The following is a 17450-nucleotide window of genomic DNA, read 5'->3' on the forward strand; positions in this document are numbered from 1 at the left end:
TTCTGAACTAGCTGCTGCGCCATCTCAGCCGGTATCTTTTGGGAGATTGCCCGAAGAAACGAACGAACTGGCGCGTAAAATAGCTCTGATCCGAAAAACCACACCGGAGTGAAATCACCGAGAACGGATCGGCGCTGTTGGCGATCATGCGCGAGGCCGCAAGTAGACGTGTCCGTAAGATGAACTCCTGTGCCGAGACGCCAAAGGCTGCTTTGAACCGTCGGCGGAAATGGCTTTCCGACATTCCCGCCATTGCAGCTAGCTCGGGAACTTTAATGGGCTGGGCAATGTTGTTTTCAATAGAAGCCACGACGACCCGAAAACGCTCCAGCGGGCCGGGCAAAGCTCGACTTTCGGGCAGGATTCGGGTGACCCCAGCCAGGCCAAGCGCTTCGCCATTGGTACTGAGAATGGGGAGCTTGTTTGTAACCACCCAGATAAGCTGGCCACGCTCATCCGCGATCAGTTCGAACTTGTTGATGATCCGTCTCTGATTTCTGATAACGTTCAAATCGTCCTGCTTGATAGCATCGGCTATCTGGGGCGGAAAAAAGCTCTCTTCCCGCGCCCCGAAAATCTCGTGCCGCTTGGTCAGAGACAACAGACGCAGACTGGCAATGTTGCAAGTAACCCATCGGCCGGTCGTACCCTTAATGTAGAAATAGATGTCGGGGATCAGGTCGAACAGCAATTCAAACTGTCGCACGTCCGACCGCGCCAGCGAGCCTTCAACCGGCAGGATGAACTGCTCTGCCAGAAGCTCTGGGACAATGGGGGCCGTGTCATTGTTGGGGTCGTTCATCGTTGTTCAGCATCCGCTCTTCGGTGAGCAACTATAACGAACTCATCTTGCCTGGCATTATAAAACCGAAGCAGCATCGATGTTGAACAAATGCAGACTCTAACAGTCTTTTTGCATTCCCCGAAAGTCTTTCGGTTTAAGTAAGCAATTCCCCAACTATAGGTCAGGTTTCTACGTAGATTTGTCGCGGATCATAGACTTCCGTTTTCCGAAGAGCGTCATCTGATACGGCGTCTGGGCCTACCAGCGGTTCGCTTTGAGACAATCCACGATTGGGTAAGCCGCTTCGGCCAAGGGTTCGCCGCCAAGATCCGGCGTGATCGGCCAGCCCCGGCCGACAAATGGCCTCTCAACGTTCTCGTCCAATCCCCACGAAACAAGGCCGCCGCCGGTATTGTCACGTTAATCCGTGATCCACATAGAGATGCTATGTTTTCGGATTTCAAGCGGCCCGTGTGGCCGCATTCCAAGTGCCAAACGCTTTGAGACGGTCATATCTGATTGTTAAGGCTGAGCGGCTGCGAGCGGGGATGCTGAAGCTATTGCGGATTGCTGAATGGATGGCTACGAACCGCTGTAGTCCGGTCTGAGAGCGATAGCCTTGCATAGTCCGTTCTCGCTTTCGGAATGGGAGATGCGTGTTTTCGGCGTGGTTGCTGTGACCCTTGTGCGACCAGTGATCCAGGCCCGGGCCGATCTCCCATTTGGCGGCGGCATTTGAGAGCAGCTTGTCCGTGACGATCCTCTTGGGAATAAAACCAAGACGTTTTACCAAGCGGCGCAACAGCCGTTTTGCCGTCCGTTTGTTTCGGCTGGATGATTTCGCCAACACGACTCCATGTTGATCGACCGCGCGTCAAAGCCAATACTTTTGGTCTGAGATTCTCACGACAACCTCATCGAAATGCCAGCTCTCCCTATAGCAAAACAAACATGGCCCAAAAATCTCAGGGATATGGGAGAAGCCGCACAGGCGTTTTCTACGTGATCATGGGTATAGCTGACGCCGCTATCAAAGCCGCAAAATCAAAGTCATACTCGGAGCTCGTTTCTGAGCATGTGAACGCAGACATGTACCAAACTCTTTATTGGTGCAGCCTGATCGCTAAGGGGAAAGACAGCATCTCTTTAGAGAAAATGCGGGCCCATTATTTCAAGGATGGGCAAAAACTGTTGCTCAAAGTCAGGCAGCCGAAATTCTAGACGGGTTTCAAGGCGTCATAGAAGACAAAGACGCCCCGCAGGGTCGTCACCTGACGACAGACATCTATGAATCCCTAACGCAGGATTTCGCCTCTTTCCGCCACTAACTTCTCTAGGTGTATTGCAAATGTTAGCGGCCATCCATTCGTCCGTCGAAATTGCTACCGTGTCCGCTCAAGCCGACGTGCAGCATCAACACCCAATTTCACAGCTTAGAGGCATTTGAGGGCAGGGATGCCACCAGCTAGGTGATCTGAATAATGCCTTATTATCGGTGCCCGTTGATGGACCAGAAGTTAAAGCGACAACACCCGATCTGATCATGGTACGTCAGTATTAGAGCTGGAGAGCATGATAAATTTGGCAACGTCTGTCACGTTAACAAGATAGCCCTAAAATCATTGACATTCGTTCCCGTAGGCCCCGGCGCGTAAAGATCTGCAACCGCCTCAAATGCACAATACGCATTGTTGGTAGCCAGATCTGCTGCTGGGTCGCGCCCTGCCGCGCGCATAGGAGCCGCAGACGTGTCAGCTGCCAATGCGGTTAGCCCTTCCAGGATCTTTTGATCCAATGTCCCTCCGCTCCAAATTTCCTCATAACTGCGGCATTCTTCCTTTCTTGCGACGGATAAGCATTTTCTGGGGTCCACTCGCGGCGCCCCAGGCCTGCGTAGCCGTTTTGGTTTGCTTCGAAGCGGTAGATGATAAATCTGCGACATCTCCAAAAAGCTCTCAAAAGGGCGTTGCCCTCTGCGAGTTATACTCGCATTCACCCACGGTTTTTCAGCAAATAGATGTTTGGCGGAATCGCAATGAGCGGCCCAACTCCAAACACGCAATTGGCGCCTACTGCGCATTGGCTGCTCCATTCGTTGCGTACAACTGCCCCATCGCCCTTCCTTCTCAAGCACCGAGATTTCTTCTTTCAATTGAGCAATCTTTTGGGACCGCAGGTGGCCATCAAGCAGCTTCAAGAACATCTGCCTCTTCGCACCTTTTTTCATGCCAAACTGTGCGGCAGCGAGTTGATTGAATTGATCCGTCTGTTCACAGGAAACTCGGAAGTAGAAAGAGACCGAGTCCTCTTGGTCATTGTCTGACATCACGGCTCTTCCCAAAGAACAGCACGGCAATGTGCATTGCTGACAGTTCATAGATGACGGTCAATTTTGCTGCGCCCACCCACATCGCGTGGTCTGCAACGCTGGCGGCATACGCCCTAAACATCGCCTTGTTCCCTCCGCGCCAACACTGCAACCGTCGCAACGAGGCTCCACACGCTGCTACGGCGCTCATGACCAGAGATCATTTCTTGGGTATTTGATGATGGAATTCCAAGTGGTTCATAGCCCCGCTCGACGGTCCGAACCTCATAGTTGGAGATATCAGCCAGGTTCGAGACATTAGCGGCCGTTGCCTTGTCGATCACTTGATCACCGACAGAAACTGCAATGGTCAGCATAAATTTTTCCTACAAGAACTATGGTAGGAAAGGAGGGAAACGAACCCTCGGATCAACGGTAATCTGCCGCAAAGGGGGTATAAGGCCTTTACCCACACCAGCGCGCTCCCAACTAACGAATTGCGTTAGCCGGATATTCGAGCGCGCAGAGTATTGCTGCGGTTTTGTGTGTCCATGCGTGCAACTAATCTCAGCCAAGTCGCGCAGTCAGGCCCTGAAGAAAACGTAAAAGCCCCAACACGAAACCAGATGGAGTATGAAAACGATGCAACTTTGGCAACATAGCCGGCTCCGTTACTCGGCTTGCTGATGCTTCCTCTCTGCTGGGTACGCGCGCTCAATTTTCTTTGTGAAATCGGAAAGACTGAGCCCCAACCCACTGCAAATTTGACCGATTGGTTCCAACTTGGGCTGATACCGGTTTGTTTCAAGGTAAGAGATATAGCGCGCGCTCACTCTGGCCCGCTGCGCCAGTTCTTCCCGTGTTAAATTTTGCGAAGTTCTTTCGGCTGTTAAAGCCTTCGCAAAAGCCTCCAAAAGAACCTGTGTGTCTAGTTCCGTCATGCGCGGAACACTCACTTAGACCTTCGTTTCGTCCACCAAGTACTCTTTGAATCTTACAGAGTTTTCCGTATGCGCATCCGAAACATCTGGAGAACAGATAACCGTGTCATATCACTCAGGAGAACTATTGAACCACCTCGAAGATCAGCTAGAAGCTTTGGCTGAGCGTGTAGAGACCAAGATTTTGCAAAAGCTAAAAAGCCAGCAGTCTTCGCCGGGGCTTTTGTAAACCCGCTGGGAGCGTCACATAGAACAGCGGTTAGAGGTCGTCCCCGGTCAAAATACCAAACCCAATTACACATACGAGTGCTGGAGGGCGACAAGGCTTGGTTTCTGCAAACTGCACAAGCACATGATGGTCAAAGTGGGAAGTTTTTCTCTCACTTACGCGCTTTGCGCGAGCAGTATGAAAACTCGACCCAAACCCGAGAAGGAGAATGAGTTGCCTCCTGGCTCAGACAGGCCAATTCAAGCGACCTTAGAAGGATGACCGGAAGTCTTCGAGACATTCACGCGTGCAAAGCCTGACAGACTAGCTTGCCCCATCGGGCGAATAAGGAAACTTGTTGCGGAATCCGCCTAATAGCGGCTCCGCAGCCAAAATCGAAGTGATGCCCTACATGTTGGGCATATTTTGTTGAAAAACTCATCCTTGATCGGTGCATGAACTGCTGATTCAATTCTTCCAATGGGTGGGAGGATAGAGCGATGTTGGGACCGAGGCAGGAAGCGCAGGCGTCGCTATTCTATGAGTTCTCATTGGAGAACCACGTGCCCCAAGATCACTTGCTTCGGTCGATTGATCGCTTTGTCGATTTGAGCAGCATTCGAGTGCATCTCGCGGATTTCTACAGCCACACCGGTCGTCCATCGGTCGATCCTGAACTGCTGATCCGTATGCTGCTGGTCGGCTATTGCTGCGGCATCCGCTCTGAGCGACGGCTGTGCGAAGAGGTGCATCTGAACCTGGCATATCGATGGTTTTGCCGCCTCGATCTGAATGACCGTATCCCGGATCACTCGACGTTCTCCAAGAACCGGCATGGGCGCTTCCGCGAGAGCGAACTGCTGCGCCACCTTTTTGAGACGACTGTCGCGCGGTGCATCGAAGAAGGTCTGGTCAGCGGTCAGCGCATGGCAATCGATGCCAGCCTGATCGAAGCCGATGCCAACAAGCAGAATTCAACGCCAAAAGAAGAATGGGATGCATCAACCATCGATCCAGAAGATGCGCCTCGTGCGGTTCGCGAATATCTCGACACCCTGGATAAGGCGGCTTTCGGAGCTGCGAGCGAAGTGCAACCCAAGTTTACCTCGCATTCTGACCCTGCCAGCCAATGGACGGCAGCGCGTAAAGGGCCTGCTTTCTTCAGCTATTCCGACAATTACCTGATCGACACGGATCACGGGGTTATAATCGACGTGGAAGGCACCAGATCAATCCGGCAGGCAGAGGTCGGATCGACCAAGACGATGCTGGACCGCGTGAAAGCGAAGTTCGATCTGCATCCGGAGCGCCTGATCGCGGACACCGCCTATGGCACCGGGCCGCTCCTGGGCTGGCTTGTCGACCGCAACATCGCCCCGCACATTCCGGTCTTCGACAAGTCCGGGCGCAACGATGGCACTTGGACGCGGGCGGATTTCGAGTGGGATGCAGAAAACGATCAATACATTTGCCCTGAGGGCCAGGAACTCAAGCAGTTCCGCCGCAACTATTCTGACCCAAACCGAGGGCCAACCGGCAAGGGCACGGCCCGCTACCGCGCCCTGAAAGAAGTTTGCCAGGCCTGTCCATCAAAAGCCAAATGCTGCCCTAATGCCGATGCGCGCAAAATCACCCGCGAAGAGCACGAAGACGCTCGTCAAGTCGCCCGCGAGATCGCCAAAACCCGCCAATACGACATCTCGATGAAACTCAGAAAGAAGGTCGAAATGCTCTTTGCCCACCTCAAACGCATCCTCGGTCTGGGACGGCTCCGACTACGCGGACCATGTGGTGCCAATGACGAATTCCTCCTCGCCGCCACCGCCCAGAACCTCCGCAAATTGGCCAAGATCTTTCCTGCGCCGCAGCAAACGCGCAAAGCCTGACCAGAAAGGCGCTCGCGCTCGGTTCAGCTCATCAATTTCTGCATCAGCAACACGTTGTTTTTCAACAGAATCGGCAGAAACCGGACCTTCGCTGCAGCCAACCAGCCGGAAATCTACGGCTGCCAAATTGGACTTTGAAATTGAGGTGCACGCCGACCGATTGGAATGAGGCGCCGACCAATTGAACGCCTCCAACCAGATCAGCAAAAGGCTGTCGCTCTCCGCAATAGCAAGAAGCCAGTCGAGGTTTGTTCAAAGCCGACACTTGTGAAGACATGCTTAGCGTGCGCTAAAACGCGAGATGTTAACCCTTGCCACACCTGCCAAATCTGGATGCCGGCGGTAGAATGTGGTGACGGGAGCGGACAATTTAGCCAGCGACCTACGCACCGACATACGGTTTTCTTTCAGGAGCCGAATGACCTCCAAACATCTCTGATGCAGCATACCTCATATGTGGTCGTTCCCATTTGAGCATCGGATAGAGAGCGGTCTACGACGGTCGCCAGAGCCTCTCGTGTGCAATCCATCTACGCTACACATCATACGGAGCCTCTGGCATCTTCTACGGTGTCAGCGTCGGTGATTTCGTGGCTAGACCCTATTACGCAGCATTTTCAGCCATCATATACGTCAATCTTTGCTTTGACGGATGACAAAAACTTCAACGGGCTGATCCCAGGCTGCGAGGCCAAAAGTCAACACTTCCTCTAAACCATCGGCCTCGCCTTGTTCTGAAGGAGACTTCCCAGGCGACGATCAGCCGCCTGGGATCCATGCGTTAGCCCATGAGCAACGTATCAGGTTGCGTATCTAGACCAATAATCAACGGATCATGGTCAGAGGAGGCAAAAACATCGGGGCTATAGAAACCTGGATCGTTGAACTGGCTATTGTAGTTCAGCAAGTCCGGTTCCTGCGCGTTGATGTGCCACTCTGTGACGCCGGTCACCATGGCGGCGATATCATTTGACGCCAGTGCCTGATCGAGCGTGCCTTGCTGACCGTCGAAGACAAAGCTGAACGCGTCTTCTTGACCGATATAGCTGTCTATCAAGTCGGTGTAAGCAGCATTATCTGCAATGGTCTGTACCGGGTCTTCCTTCGCATAGGCGTTGAAATCGCCGAGCATCAGGTAGTTTTCGGTCCCAGCACCGTTGTAGTCATTCTCCAACCAAGCCACGAGTTCGCTAGACGCATCGGTCCGAACCGCGTTCCAGAAGCCCTGCCCATTGCCTTGATCGTAGTTCGGATCAGCAATAACTGCATCAATATCGGCCTGTGTGATACCTGTACCGCCCCCGTCAAGATAGGATTGCGCCGCCAGCACGACATCTTGCAGGTTGCTGTCGCCTTTCGACTTAAAGTGGTTTGAGGCCACCGTGAAGGTCGCACCAGACGACAGATCCTCAAACTCGGCCGCAACCGTAGGCCGGTTGCGCTGGAAGTCGCCCAATTGATCGCTAGAAGACACAACGGCATTGAGTACATTTGCGAGCGCAAACGTTTCTACAGCGGAGGTCTCATCAAAGATCTTGAAGTCAGAACTCACAACGCTCACCGCAGTGGTGTCGTAAATCAGACCCGTGGTGATAGCATCTGTGCCGATTGGGTCGCCGGTTCCGGTCGGGTCAACAAACGCGTAAATCGCACCGGTTCCCAGCACTGCTGCCTCGGCGTTGAGCGCGTCAACCAGAGTGGCGATGGCTGAACCGGGGCCAAACCCGTTGTTCTCAATCTCCTGAATGGCGAAGACTTCCGCTTCGGTCGTGAGCAAGGCCTCAACCAGCTTGACTGTCTGCCGATCCAGATCTTCAGCACTGCGCGCACCACGGGCCTGACCCGCTGGGTTTGTAGCCGCTCCGTCACTCAACGACGTGAAGTAGTTCAACACGTTGTACGCGGACACCTGGATGTCGCCCCCCACATCGTCTGGCGTGTCAGGACGCGCCCCTTCGTTGGTGGCAGGATCGACGAGAAGCTGACCGTCCACCAGCATGCGGTATTCACCGAACGCAAAAGTCATCACACCGGTGATGTCATCTTGACCCGCATCCTCGGTCACGCCGGTGATTTCGGACCCAAGCCGCAACGTTGCGCCTGCGGCGGTGAAAGTATCGCCTGCATCAAGAATACCGTCGCCATCGTCACCAGCGGTCGTGTTGGCGATGAACGCAAAGGCATCTGGGGTCTGTCCCGGCTGCCCATCATCGATGATCAAACGGTTGTTTTGGTTGCCTTCGATGACCGCCGCAACCTGAGCAGCCTCGGTTTGCGCGTCAAAAAGCTGCGTTGCTTGGGTTTGTGTGCCAGCACTAACCGTGATCTCACCAAAGCGGTCGAGGTTGAAGTTCTCGATGACGGTGATTTCTTCCCCAGAGATGCCGCTAGATAGGCGGAATCGCATACCTTCGACTGCTTCAAAGTTTGAAGCTGCATTGGACAGCATGATTTCGGCCATCGTGGGCAAAGGATTGCCCGACGACACCACGGTCACATTGGAGACGCTGCCGATCTGGGTCTGGTCGAAAAATTCTGTCGCGGTTCCAGTAACCGACAACTTGTCGCCCAAGCTGGGCAGGGAGGTCAGGCCGGGAGCAAAGACAAATATGCCTTCGGACGTCGCAGTATCTGCGTCGCTGTCGCTGTCTTCCTCTTGCAGGAAGAAGCCGTCTTCCACCACGTAGGTGACAATTGCCTCGACCGTGACAACCTGGCCAAAATAAGCGGTTGCATCCCCAGCGCCTTGGACTTGAGAAATCAGGACCAATTCGGCGGGGCCAGCCTCGTTGCTTTCGCCCGGCGTGTCCTGAGATGTGTCGCCAAAGGCCAGTTGTTGGAAAGTACCGGTGCCGTCCGGGTTACGTGCGCCACCCGCAGGGGTAAAGCTTCCGTCCGGCCCAAAGACCGTATCGCCATAGCTGACATCGGGGTTGGTATCGCCATCGATAAGCGACAGCGACGTCAGCACCGTCCCGACATCAGTGTCGAGCGTCCCGTCATTGTTGACGTCAAGATCGTCGCCCGCATTGCCGGTAAAGCCATCGACAACAAGAAAGGACTGTGGCGAACCAAAGAAATCGAGGTCCGTGACGCCGACATCACCTGTTCCAAGTGCCGGATTGGTCGCTTCTGCGATCAAGAGGAAGCCGTTTTCATCGGCGACGGCCCCGTCAAGCGAAATAGCATAGTCAACCGTACCCGGCTCAAACTCACCGGACAGTGCCAGCAGGGTCAGGCCGTCAAAAGATTGACCGGGTGTGGAAACAAGCTCGACAAAATTCGAGGTGTCATCGCACGATCCGCTACTGGACACCCTGAATTCATTGATCGCAACGGCAATTGCCGGAGCGCTTCCGTCATTGGCACGGCCACGGGTTTCTGCCTCCGCGGCGCGCCAGCTCCCATCGTTATTGCGCTGGAGCGAAAAGCCGACCGGCGTGCTTCCGGTTTCCGATACGCCTACATCGGTTGACGCTAGGCCATCTGCCGGGCCGCCCACTGCAGTAAGGGCGCCCTCATAACTGAGAAATTCGATGACGGTGTCGGAGTTCACCAGCGCGATGCCATCGGGGGCGCCGTTTTGAAGGCCGGTTGTGTCGACTATGTAGTAGTCGTAGGTGCCATCCGAAGACACAGGTGCGCCGGGCAAAGCGTAGGTGGCGTAGGGGCTTCCGTTGCTGCCGTTGTAGAGTACCACAGTCGCGTTGCTGACGTCGCTACCCGCATCAACGCGCACCTCAACGAACTCACCGATGTCGCTGCCGCTGTTGTCGTAGTGGAACTCGTTGATCCGCCCGACAAAGACTTGCGGCGCGGCACCGTTCGCATCGCCTGGTGTGCCGAGATCGCCATCGCCAAAGCTTTGGATCGCGGCTGTCCAGTTGTTGCCATCGTTGTTGTCCGCCGCCAGATCAACCAACTCCATCGACGCCCCGTTAGGGTCTGGGAACAGCGGTCCGCCGTCATATTCGACCCGATCAATCTCGCGCCCTTCAATGTCTGTCAGAACAACTTCATCAGCGCCATTGGCAAGGAAGACACCCGAATACTGGTAATCCACAGCGACACCGCCGTTGGAGGCGGCGTCAGCGTTGCGCCCAAACACGAGATAAGCACCGGGTTGGATGAGGAGCGGTCCACCATTGTCGATGACATGGCTGTCGAAGTCGTTGTCGGAAATCGTATAGCCGTTCATGTCAAAGACCCGCGATCCTGCGTTGTAAACCTCGAAATACTCGCCGTTAGTGTCAGAAACGGCCGCCGGGTTCTGCATGATTTCTGAAATCACCAGCTCCGCAGGGGGCACAAAATCATTGTTCACGCCACGCGTGTCCTGATCGGCGACGGACCAGGTGTCATCCGCTTCGTTCCGTGCAAGCGATGCACCAATGGGTGTGCTGCTGCTTTCGGTGACCCCGATGTCTGTTGAGGTGACGCTCGTTGCGGTGCCCTCAGTGGCGGTCAGCGTCCCCTCATAGCTGATCAACTCGATCAGCTGACCGTTGTTGGAGAGCGCGATGCCATCGGCCGCTCCATTCTGAATACCGTTTGTGGGCAGTTCCACCAAATAATAGTCAAATCCGTTTTCGGAGCTATTCGGCGCCGCAGCAAGAGTCACACTATCGTAGAGTGTACCGCTGTCGCGATAGAACTCGATGAGAAGGCCAGAAGTATCCTGCCCCGCACCAACGCGCACTTCGACAAATTCGCCAACGTCGGTGCCTGCATTGTCGTAGTGCAACTCGTTGATGCGCGCGTCGATTTCGTCAACATCCGAAACCGTGACAGCGATCTCTGCACTATCCGTCAAGTCACCATCTGTGGCACTTACCTGTACTTTGTAGACATTGTCGCCATCCGCATCCAAAGGCATCTCAAAATCCGGTGCCGAGACAAAGCTCAGCGCGCCGGTTAAGCCGTCTATTGCGAACAGAGCCGCATCGGCGCCGCCGGTGATCGCAAAGCCCACAGGCTCGCCATCCACATCCGCTGCCGCAATCGCGGCGGGCACAACGGTAGTGTTTTCTTCGATGGTCACCGTGGCGGCTGCCGAAATCACGGGCGCATCATTTGTTCCCTGAATAGCCACAGTGACGGTGGCCTGCGCGGTCCCGCCTTTGCCGTCGTCAATCGTGTAAGTGAAACTGTCGGTTGCGGTCTCGCCGTCGTCCAAACCGTCAAACAGGTTGCCGGGATTGTAAGAGATCTGGTCATCCGCAAACTCAACAGAAGCACCGGAAGCAGACGTAGCTGCCACGGCAGAGATGAAAACGTCGTCGCCATCAAAATCGGAATCATTCGCCAGAAGAACGGCCTGGGAAATTTGGGGTGTACCGTCTTCGTTTGCGGTGATGCTGTCATCCTCCGCAATCGCCGCATTGTTGCGACCATCCACAAAAATCGTAAGGTCATCTGCAGCAAAATAGAGCGCCTCGATCCCCTTAAGCCGATCCGTCCCCGCATCGGCCACCGTAGCATTCACGCTGGAGACTTTGATGGTTTGCCAATGCCACTTGCCTTGAAAGGAGACGCTATAGTCGCTCAAACCGCCTTCATAAATCGCCGTGTCGAACCCGCGGCCACCAAAAAGACGGTCGTTGCCCGAACCACCCCGAAGCCAATCGTCGCCATGGCCACCAAACAACGTATCACGTCCGGCGTCACCGGAAATGTCGTCGTCCCCAAAACCACCAAAAATGATATCGTTGCCGCCACCCGCGGAAATTGTATCATTTCCCCACCGGCCGAAAATAAAGTCGCGACCACTTGAGCCGGTCAATACGTTAGATTGATAGTTGCCAATTACAATGCTGCGCCACCAAAAGGACATAACCGATTCCTTCTAAACCTATAAAAAAGCCAGTGTTCGTGTGGCAGGGCTACATGTCAAATTTGTGTAGCAAGCAGTTTTCTAGTCTGCATTCAGCCGCGAGCGGAGCGATATAGGTATTAGAAGCGATCACGAATGCTCTAGGTCATCGCAAACCATACCCTTTTTCGTTGTTTTTCGGGTCAAAACCGGATCAGCCAAATCTGAGATACGTGTCCCGAGGTGGGTGGGTTGTCCCAAACAACGCAGGGCCGCTTTGGGGATATTATGTATCTTATGCACCACTACCTTTCGCGCCAGCATGGACCTTAGCGGGCCCTGGACTTTGGATACTTCCAAATGCTGCATATCTGTGGCGATGCGCTGCGTCTCTTCATAGGCCAAGAGTTGTTCTGCGTTGCGCGGGCCACAAAGGACAGAAGCGAGTTCGCAAACAACCAGCCTGCGCGGTCAGCAATCAATGGGTAAAGGAGGTCTCTAAGGGTATTCTTCTGATATGGTTTGGTAACATCGCCAGGGACACCTATTGGCCTCGCACTATGCAGGCATTTTGAGCGTAGCTGCGTAGCGGCGGCGCTTGAGCCACCTTTGTCCTAGGAAAATCTAAGAGGACAGTTTGCAGGTTGCGGCGTGGGTCGAAATGAAGGCGACCAAGGCAGCTGCGCAGACCTATGCCGCATACGCAGCCAGCGACGGGTTAGGAACTCGGCTGCCAAGTCGCATATGCTTAGGCCATTCTTGCACTACTCATCTGATCGAGCTGCTCAGTGAAGGCATGCTCCTCGATCCCTTCCACCAATGCGCGCCGAAAGAAGGCGGCTTGGGTTTCCGGTGCAAGACCGTTTTTTGGCGGATCACGATCCAGATTTGTCGGAAAAGAGTACCCTTCCGCGGTCGCAGCGATTGCCGCCGACAACTCGGCGACGCTGAGCCTGTTTGTTTGCTTGGCCCGAACCGCGAGGGGGTAAAGCAGTTTGCACATTCTGTCCCGGTCGACGGTCTCCATTGCGCGGCCAAAGGCAGATGACACCTGCAAAAGGTTGGCGAAGCGGTGAATGTCATGACTGGTGTTGGCACCCGCCGCGTGGAACAACGCGGGGGAGAAGAACACAGCATCTCCTTTGGCCAACGGTAGCTGCACGTAGCGTTCTTCAAAAAGCGCCCGGAAGTCTTCCCGGCGCCATGCTGCATAACCCGGACGATATGCTTGCGAAAAGGGCAGCAGTTTGGTCGGGCCGCTTTCCAAAGGCATATCACAATGCGCGACAGCACCCTGAAGCGTCAAAATTGGGGAAACATCGTGGACGTGCCCGGGATAAGATGCGCTGACGTCGGCGGTTTGAAACCCAAGATGATAGTCGCGATGAGCCTGCTGAGCTGCGCCCCCGGGGTGTACGAGGTTTACTTGCGCCGTCATCTGATAGTTCGGCCCCAACCAAGCTTCGCAAACCACAGCGATAGAGGTGTTTGCGAAGTAGTTTAGATACACTTCGGGCGAGGCTTCGCAGAGTTTTTGAAGTGAGTTCCATATTCGATCATTTGCTCCTGACGCCGCGAAGTGATCGCCCGCGCCACCAGCTCCCTGCTTCTCTTCCGCAATAATTTTATCGTAGATGCGGGTCGCTTCATCCAGAGCTGTCTTATCGGCATAGGCTCCCTTCAAGGCCACGACTCCTGCACCAGAGCGCAGAACTTTCGCCCATTCCGCCATGAGCTTTCGACGAGTTTGGTCACCTTCGAGGGCCGGACGCAGGTCCGCCATATCGTAGATCGGGATGTTCTTTTCAATTGTAGCTGCATGCGGCACCTGCTCCCTGCGCGTAGCTTGATCGATGAGTGCTGTGAACTCTCCAAGATCACAGCTATCGGGGTCGTAGTAGGCAACGGTGTTTTCGATGGTATCCCTCATAAAGGCTCCTCCCTGTTCCCAGAAAGGATACAAGCACAGGCATTGCGTTGGGGCCAAAAACACATCAAAAACACATCAAATGACACACCGCTTTCCAATCAAAGAGATTTCTCGGCAGGCAGGTCTGAGCACCGCTACTGTTGATCGGGTTCTGAACGGACGGGCCCATGTGAGCCCGCAAACAAAGCTACGTGTGAAAACCGCGATTGAAGAATTGAAGGCACAAGAAGCCCAGCTTGCTGCCCGCGGCAGACGTCTGTTCTTTGACTTCGTTGTAGAGGCACCATCTCGATTCAGTCGCGAGGTAAAGTCGGCCGCAGAAACTGTACTGCCACAGATCGGGACTGCGGTGTGCCGCCCCCGATTTCTGCTGCAGGAGATCATGGAAGAGGATGAGGTCGTCGCAGCGCTGAAACGGATCATGAAGCGAGGTAGTCAGGGCGTGTGTATTAAGGCACGGGATACAGCACGTATTAGGGAAGCAGTGAAGACGCTGACCGCCGCAAAAATCCCGGTTGTCACGCTTGTCACCGATATCGGGGATACCGATCGTCTTTCCTATGTCGGGTTAGACAACGCCGGAGCAGGACGTACTGCTGCCTATCTTATCTCCCGTATGCTTGGGGATGAGCCGGGAATAGTCTTAGCCACTCGCAGCCATGAACGCTTTCTGGGAGAAGAACAGCGTGAGTACACATTTACCGAAACCTTGGCACGCGAGCGACCTGAACTACAGGTTCTAGCTGTCCAAGGCGGCAGCGGGGTGGACCTTGAAACGTCAAGGCTCATAAAGAAGTCCGTCGACGACATTCATCATCTGCGCGCAGTCTATTCGATGGGGGGCGGCAACCTGTCAATCCTACGCACGCTAGAGCACAGAGGTCTGCGCCCGGATATGTATGTGGCTCACGACCTTGATCGGGAAAATAGAGCGCTGATCCAGAGCCGGCGCATCGATTTCATCCTGCATCACGATCTGCAACAGGACCTACGGAACACGTTCAACACCTTCCTTTCTTTTCATGGGCTGTCCATCGGTCTTGTGGAAGCGCCGATTTCCACAGTCCAAGTGCTGACACCGGAGAATATCCCGCAGTGAGGTTCGTGGGGTCAGGGGCGCACTTCAATCGGAACGGTAGAAGTGACCAATTTTATTGGCAGCTTCTGCTCAATACCGCATTTCAGTTGCTTTAATCTGTAGCGCATTGGACATTTCATTGTCGGACTTCTCGCGCGCGAGATCGAGAGAGAACATAAGGCAATTCAAGAAGCGTGAACGAACCGTAAGCGTTACAACCGCCCCACTTTATAACATCTACATTTTCTTACTGCGCATCTTAAATTGGGCCCGTGTTTGGTCGTTTCGACACAACCACGCCGCTCTTTGACATCGTTTATCCCGCCCGCTTGTAGATACATTCTATCACTAGTTTCGGCCCAAAGCCGTAATTGCGTATTCCACAATCAAACCACACACCTTACGATTAGGCACATCATAATCGCTTCATGCCCTGAGGGAGCGACGGCTGCGCCGCCGCTAGTATGGCAGCGATCTTCGTCGCTACGCAGCATCCTGGGCCAAGCATTCGCGGCGATTATGGCGCTGCGTGCGCACGCAGGACAAAAAACGACTTCACAGACTGGGCGTATTTTGTTGAAAAACTCATCCTTGATCGGTGCATGAACTGCTGATTCAATTCTTCCAATGGGTGGGAGGATAGAGCGATGTTGGGACCGAGGCAGGAAGCGCAGGCGTCGCTATTCTATGAGTTCTCATTGGAGAACCACGTGCCCCAAGATCACTTGCTTCGGTCGATTGATCGCTTTGTCGATTTGAGCAGCATTCGAGTGCATCTCGCGGATTTCTACAGCCACACCGGTCGTCCATCGGTCGATTCTGAACTGCTGATCCGTATGCTGCTGGTCGGCTATTGCTGCGGCATCCGCTCTGAGCGACGGCTGTGCGAAGAGGTGCATCTGAACCTGGCATATCGATGGTTTTGCCGCCTCGATCTGAATGACCGTATCCCGGATCACTCGACGTTCTCCAAGAACCGGCATGGGCGCTTCCGCGAGAGCGAACTGCTGCGCCACCTTTTTGAGACGACTGTCGCGCGGTGCATCGAAGAAGGTCTGGTCAGCGGTCAGCGCATGGCAATCGATGCCAGCCTGATCGAAGCCGATGCCAACAAGCAGAATTCAACGCCAAAAGAAGAATGGGATGCATCAACCATCGATCCAGAAGATGCGCCTCGTGCGGTTCGCGAATATCTCGACACCCTGGATAAGGCGGCTTTCGGAGCTGCGAGCGAAGTGCAACCCAAGTTTACCTCGCATTCTGACCCTGCCAGCCAATGGACGGCAGCGCGTAAAGGGCCTGCTTTCTTCAGCTATTCCGACAATTACCTGATCGACACGGATCACGGGGTTATAATCGACGTGGAAGGCACCAGATCAATCCGGCAGGCAGAGGTCGGATCGACCAAGACGATGCTGGACCGCGTGAAAGCGAAGTTCGATCTGCATCCGGAGCGCCTGATCGCGGACACCGCCTATGGCACCGGGCCGCTCCTGGGCTGGCTTGTCGACCGCAACATCGCCCCGCACATTCCGGTCTTCGACAAGTCCGGGCGCAACGATGGCACTTGGACGCGGGCGGATTTCGAGTGGGATGCAGAAAACGATCAATACATTTGCCCTGAGGGCCAGGAACTCAAGCAGTTCCGCCGCAACTATTCTGACCCAAACCGAGGGCCAACCGGCAAGGGCACGGCCCGCTACCGCGCCCTGAAAGAAGTTTGCCAGGCCTGTCCATCAAAAGCCAAATGCTGCCCTAATGCCGATGCGCGCAAAATCACCCGCGAAGAGCACGAAGACGCTCGTCAAGTCGCCCGCGAGATCGCCAAAACCCGCCAATACGACATCTCGATGAAACTCAGAAAGAAGGTCGAAATGCTCTTTGCCCACCTCAAACGCATCCTCGGTCTGGGACGGCTCCGACTACGCGGACCATGTGGTGCCAATGACGAATTCCTCCTCGCCGCCACCGCCCAGAACCTCCGCAAATTGGCCAAGATCTTTCCTGCGCCGCAGCAAACGCGCAAAGCCTGACCAGAAAGGCGCTCGCGCTCGGTTCAGCTCATCAATTTCTGCATCAGCAACACGTTGTTTTTCAACAGAATCGGCTCTTAGCGGCCATTCACTTTGCTGCCGGTGCTGACAGTACTGACGATGACCACGCTCTGTTTTTCAGTTTTGGCTCTTGTTGCTTCCAGAGTGATTCCACTTGGTGAGGTTCCAAACGTCGAAAGCCGCCCGAAGGCGGCTGCTGTGTAGTGTGGAGCTATGTGAGGAGTGTGCTTGCTTTTGCTGTATGGTGTAGCACGGCTGTAGCACTGCTTGATTTAGGCGGTCGCGCTTCGAGAGCCTAAAACTGTCTCAGGTGTCTTATTTTCTTGCTGGTATATTTTGGTTGCGGGAGCATGCAACCGCCGATATCGAACAAAACTGCGATGCATGGCACGAAAACATCGCGTCGAACACCATCATCCAGCCACGCCAAATCAATAGAACAAACAGAA

Annotated in this window: 10 protein-coding genes and 1 pseudogene; 4 read left to right on the forward strand and 7 right to left on the reverse strand. The window is 54.5% G+C overall.

The genetic code is table 11. From position 1 onward, the window contains the following. Positions 1–7: 7 nt before the first annotated feature. Positions 8–802, reverse strand: coding sequence for a helix-turn-helix domain-containing protein (locus ACO07T_RS19775; protein WP_422050828.1), 795 nt, complete (start codon positions 800–802; stop codon positions 8–10). A 442-nt stretch (positions 803–1244) separates the two neighbouring features. Then, positions 1245–1712 (reverse strand): annotated as a pseudogene (locus tag ACO07T_RS19780) (DDE-type integrase/transposase/recombinase); the annotation flags it as partial. Positions 1713–1735: 23 nt separating this feature from the next. Between ACO07T_RS19780 and ACO07T_RS19785 the strand changes: the two are divergent. Next, a complete protein-coding gene (locus tag ACO07T_RS19785; RefSeq protein WP_422050829.1) occupies positions 1736–2005 on the forward strand; it encodes a hypothetical protein in 270 nt (89 codons plus the stop codon). A 373-nt stretch (positions 2006–2378) separates the two neighbouring features. Here ACO07T_RS19785 and ACO07T_RS19790 read toward each other — a convergent pair whose 3' ends face one another. The 3 genes from ACO07T_RS19790 to ACO07T_RS19800 form a co-directional block, all read right to left on the reverse strand. Continuing rightward, positions 2379–3110 carry an MOFRL family protein gene (locus ACO07T_RS19790; RefSeq protein ID WP_422050830.1) on the reverse strand — a complete coding sequence of 244 codons (732 nt, stop codon included), beginning with the start codon at positions 3108–3110 and terminating at the stop codon, positions 2379–2381. 116 nt (positions 3111–3226) lie between these two features. Beyond that, on the reverse strand, positions 3227–3469 hold the full coding sequence (locus ACO07T_RS19795) for a hypothetical protein (protein WP_422050831.1): 243 nt from the start codon (positions 3467–3469) through the stop codon (positions 3227–3229). Between the two features lie 294 nt (positions 3470–3763). Further along, a complete protein-coding gene (locus ACO07T_RS19800) occupies positions 3764–4033 on the reverse strand; it encodes a helix-turn-helix domain-containing protein (protein ID WP_422050832.1) in 270 nt (89 codons plus the stop codon). A gap of 708 nt (positions 4034–4741) precedes the next feature. Between ACO07T_RS19800 and ACO07T_RS19805 the strand changes: the two genes are divergently transcribed. Then, complete coding sequence (locus tag ACO07T_RS19805; protein WP_209101862.1) at positions 4742–6127, forward strand: IS1182 family transposase; 1386 nt, start codon at positions 4742–4744, stop codon at positions 6125–6127. A gap of 781 nt (positions 6128–6908) precedes the next feature. Here ACO07T_RS19805 and ACO07T_RS19810 read toward each other — a convergent pair. Together ACO07T_RS19810 and ACO07T_RS19815 are read right to left on the reverse strand one after the other, a co-directional pair. After that, complete coding sequence (locus tag ACO07T_RS19810; RefSeq protein ID WP_422050833.1) at positions 6909–11960, reverse strand: ExeM/NucH family extracellular endonuclease; 5052 nt, start codon at positions 11958–11960, stop codon at positions 6909–6911. Between the two features lie 727 nt (positions 11961–12687). After that, complete coding sequence (locus ACO07T_RS19815; protein WP_422050834.1) at positions 12688–13869, reverse strand: phytanoyl-CoA dioxygenase family protein; 1182 nt, start codon at positions 13867–13869, stop codon at positions 12688–12690. A gap of 79 nt (positions 13870–13948) precedes the next feature. Here ACO07T_RS19815 and ACO07T_RS19820 point away from each other — a divergent pair, with 79 nt between their 5' ends. Continuing rightward, the gene (locus tag ACO07T_RS19820) at positions 13949–14968 is read left to right on the forward strand and encodes a LacI family DNA-binding transcriptional regulator (protein ID WP_422050835.1); all 1020 of its coding nucleotides are present in this window, start codon (positions 13949–13951) and stop codon (positions 14966–14968) included. Positions 14969–15594: 626 nt separating this feature from the next. Then, a complete protein-coding gene (locus ACO07T_RS19825) occupies positions 15595–16980 on the forward strand; it encodes an IS1182 family transposase (RefSeq protein ID WP_422050836.1) in 1386 nt (461 codons plus the stop codon). The last annotated feature ends 470 nt before the right edge of the window (positions 16981–17450 follow it).

The sequence above is a fragment of the Shimia sp. genome (genome assembly GCF_965227725.1).
Lineage (GTDB): Bacteria > Pseudomonadota > Alphaproteobacteria > Rhodobacterales > Rhodobacteraceae > Shimia.

Coding starts and splice junctions, on each gene's coding strand:
- ACO07T_RS19775 (WP_422050828.1), bottom strand. CDS start 802: ATGAACGACCCCAACAATGACACGGCCCCCATTGTCCCAGAGCTTCTG.
- ACO07T_RS19785 (WP_422050829.1), top strand. CDS start 1,736: ATGGCCCAAAAATCTCAGGGATATGGGAGAAGCCGCACAGGCGTTTTC.
- ACO07T_RS19790 (WP_422050830.1), bottom strand. CDS start 3,110: ATGTCAGACAATGACCAAGAGGACTCGGTCTCTTTCTACTTCCGAGTT.
- ACO07T_RS19795 (WP_422050831.1), bottom strand. CDS start 3,469: ATGCTGACCATTGCAGTTTCTGTCGGTGATCAAGTGATCGACAAGGCA.
- ACO07T_RS19800 (WP_422050832.1), bottom strand. CDS start 4,033: ATGACGGAACTAGACACACAGGTTCTTTTGGAGGCTTTTGCGAAGGCT.
- ACO07T_RS19805 (WP_209101862.1), top strand. CDS start 4,742: ATGTTGGGACCGAGGCAGGAAGCGCAGGCGTCGCTATTCTATGAGTTC.
- ACO07T_RS19810 (WP_422050833.1), bottom strand. CDS start 11,960: ATGTCCTTTTGGTGGCGCAGCATTGTAATTGGCAACTATCAATCTAAC.
- ACO07T_RS19815 (WP_422050834.1), bottom strand. CDS start 13,869: ATGAGGGATACCATCGAAAACACCGTTGCCTACTACGACCCCGATAGC.
- ACO07T_RS19820 (WP_422050835.1), top strand. CDS start 13,949: ATGACACACCGCTTTCCAATCAAAGAGATTTCTCGGCAGGCAGGTCTG.
- ACO07T_RS19825 (WP_422050836.1), top strand. CDS start 15,595: ATGTTGGGACCGAGGCAGGAAGCGCAGGCGTCGCTATTCTATGAGTTC.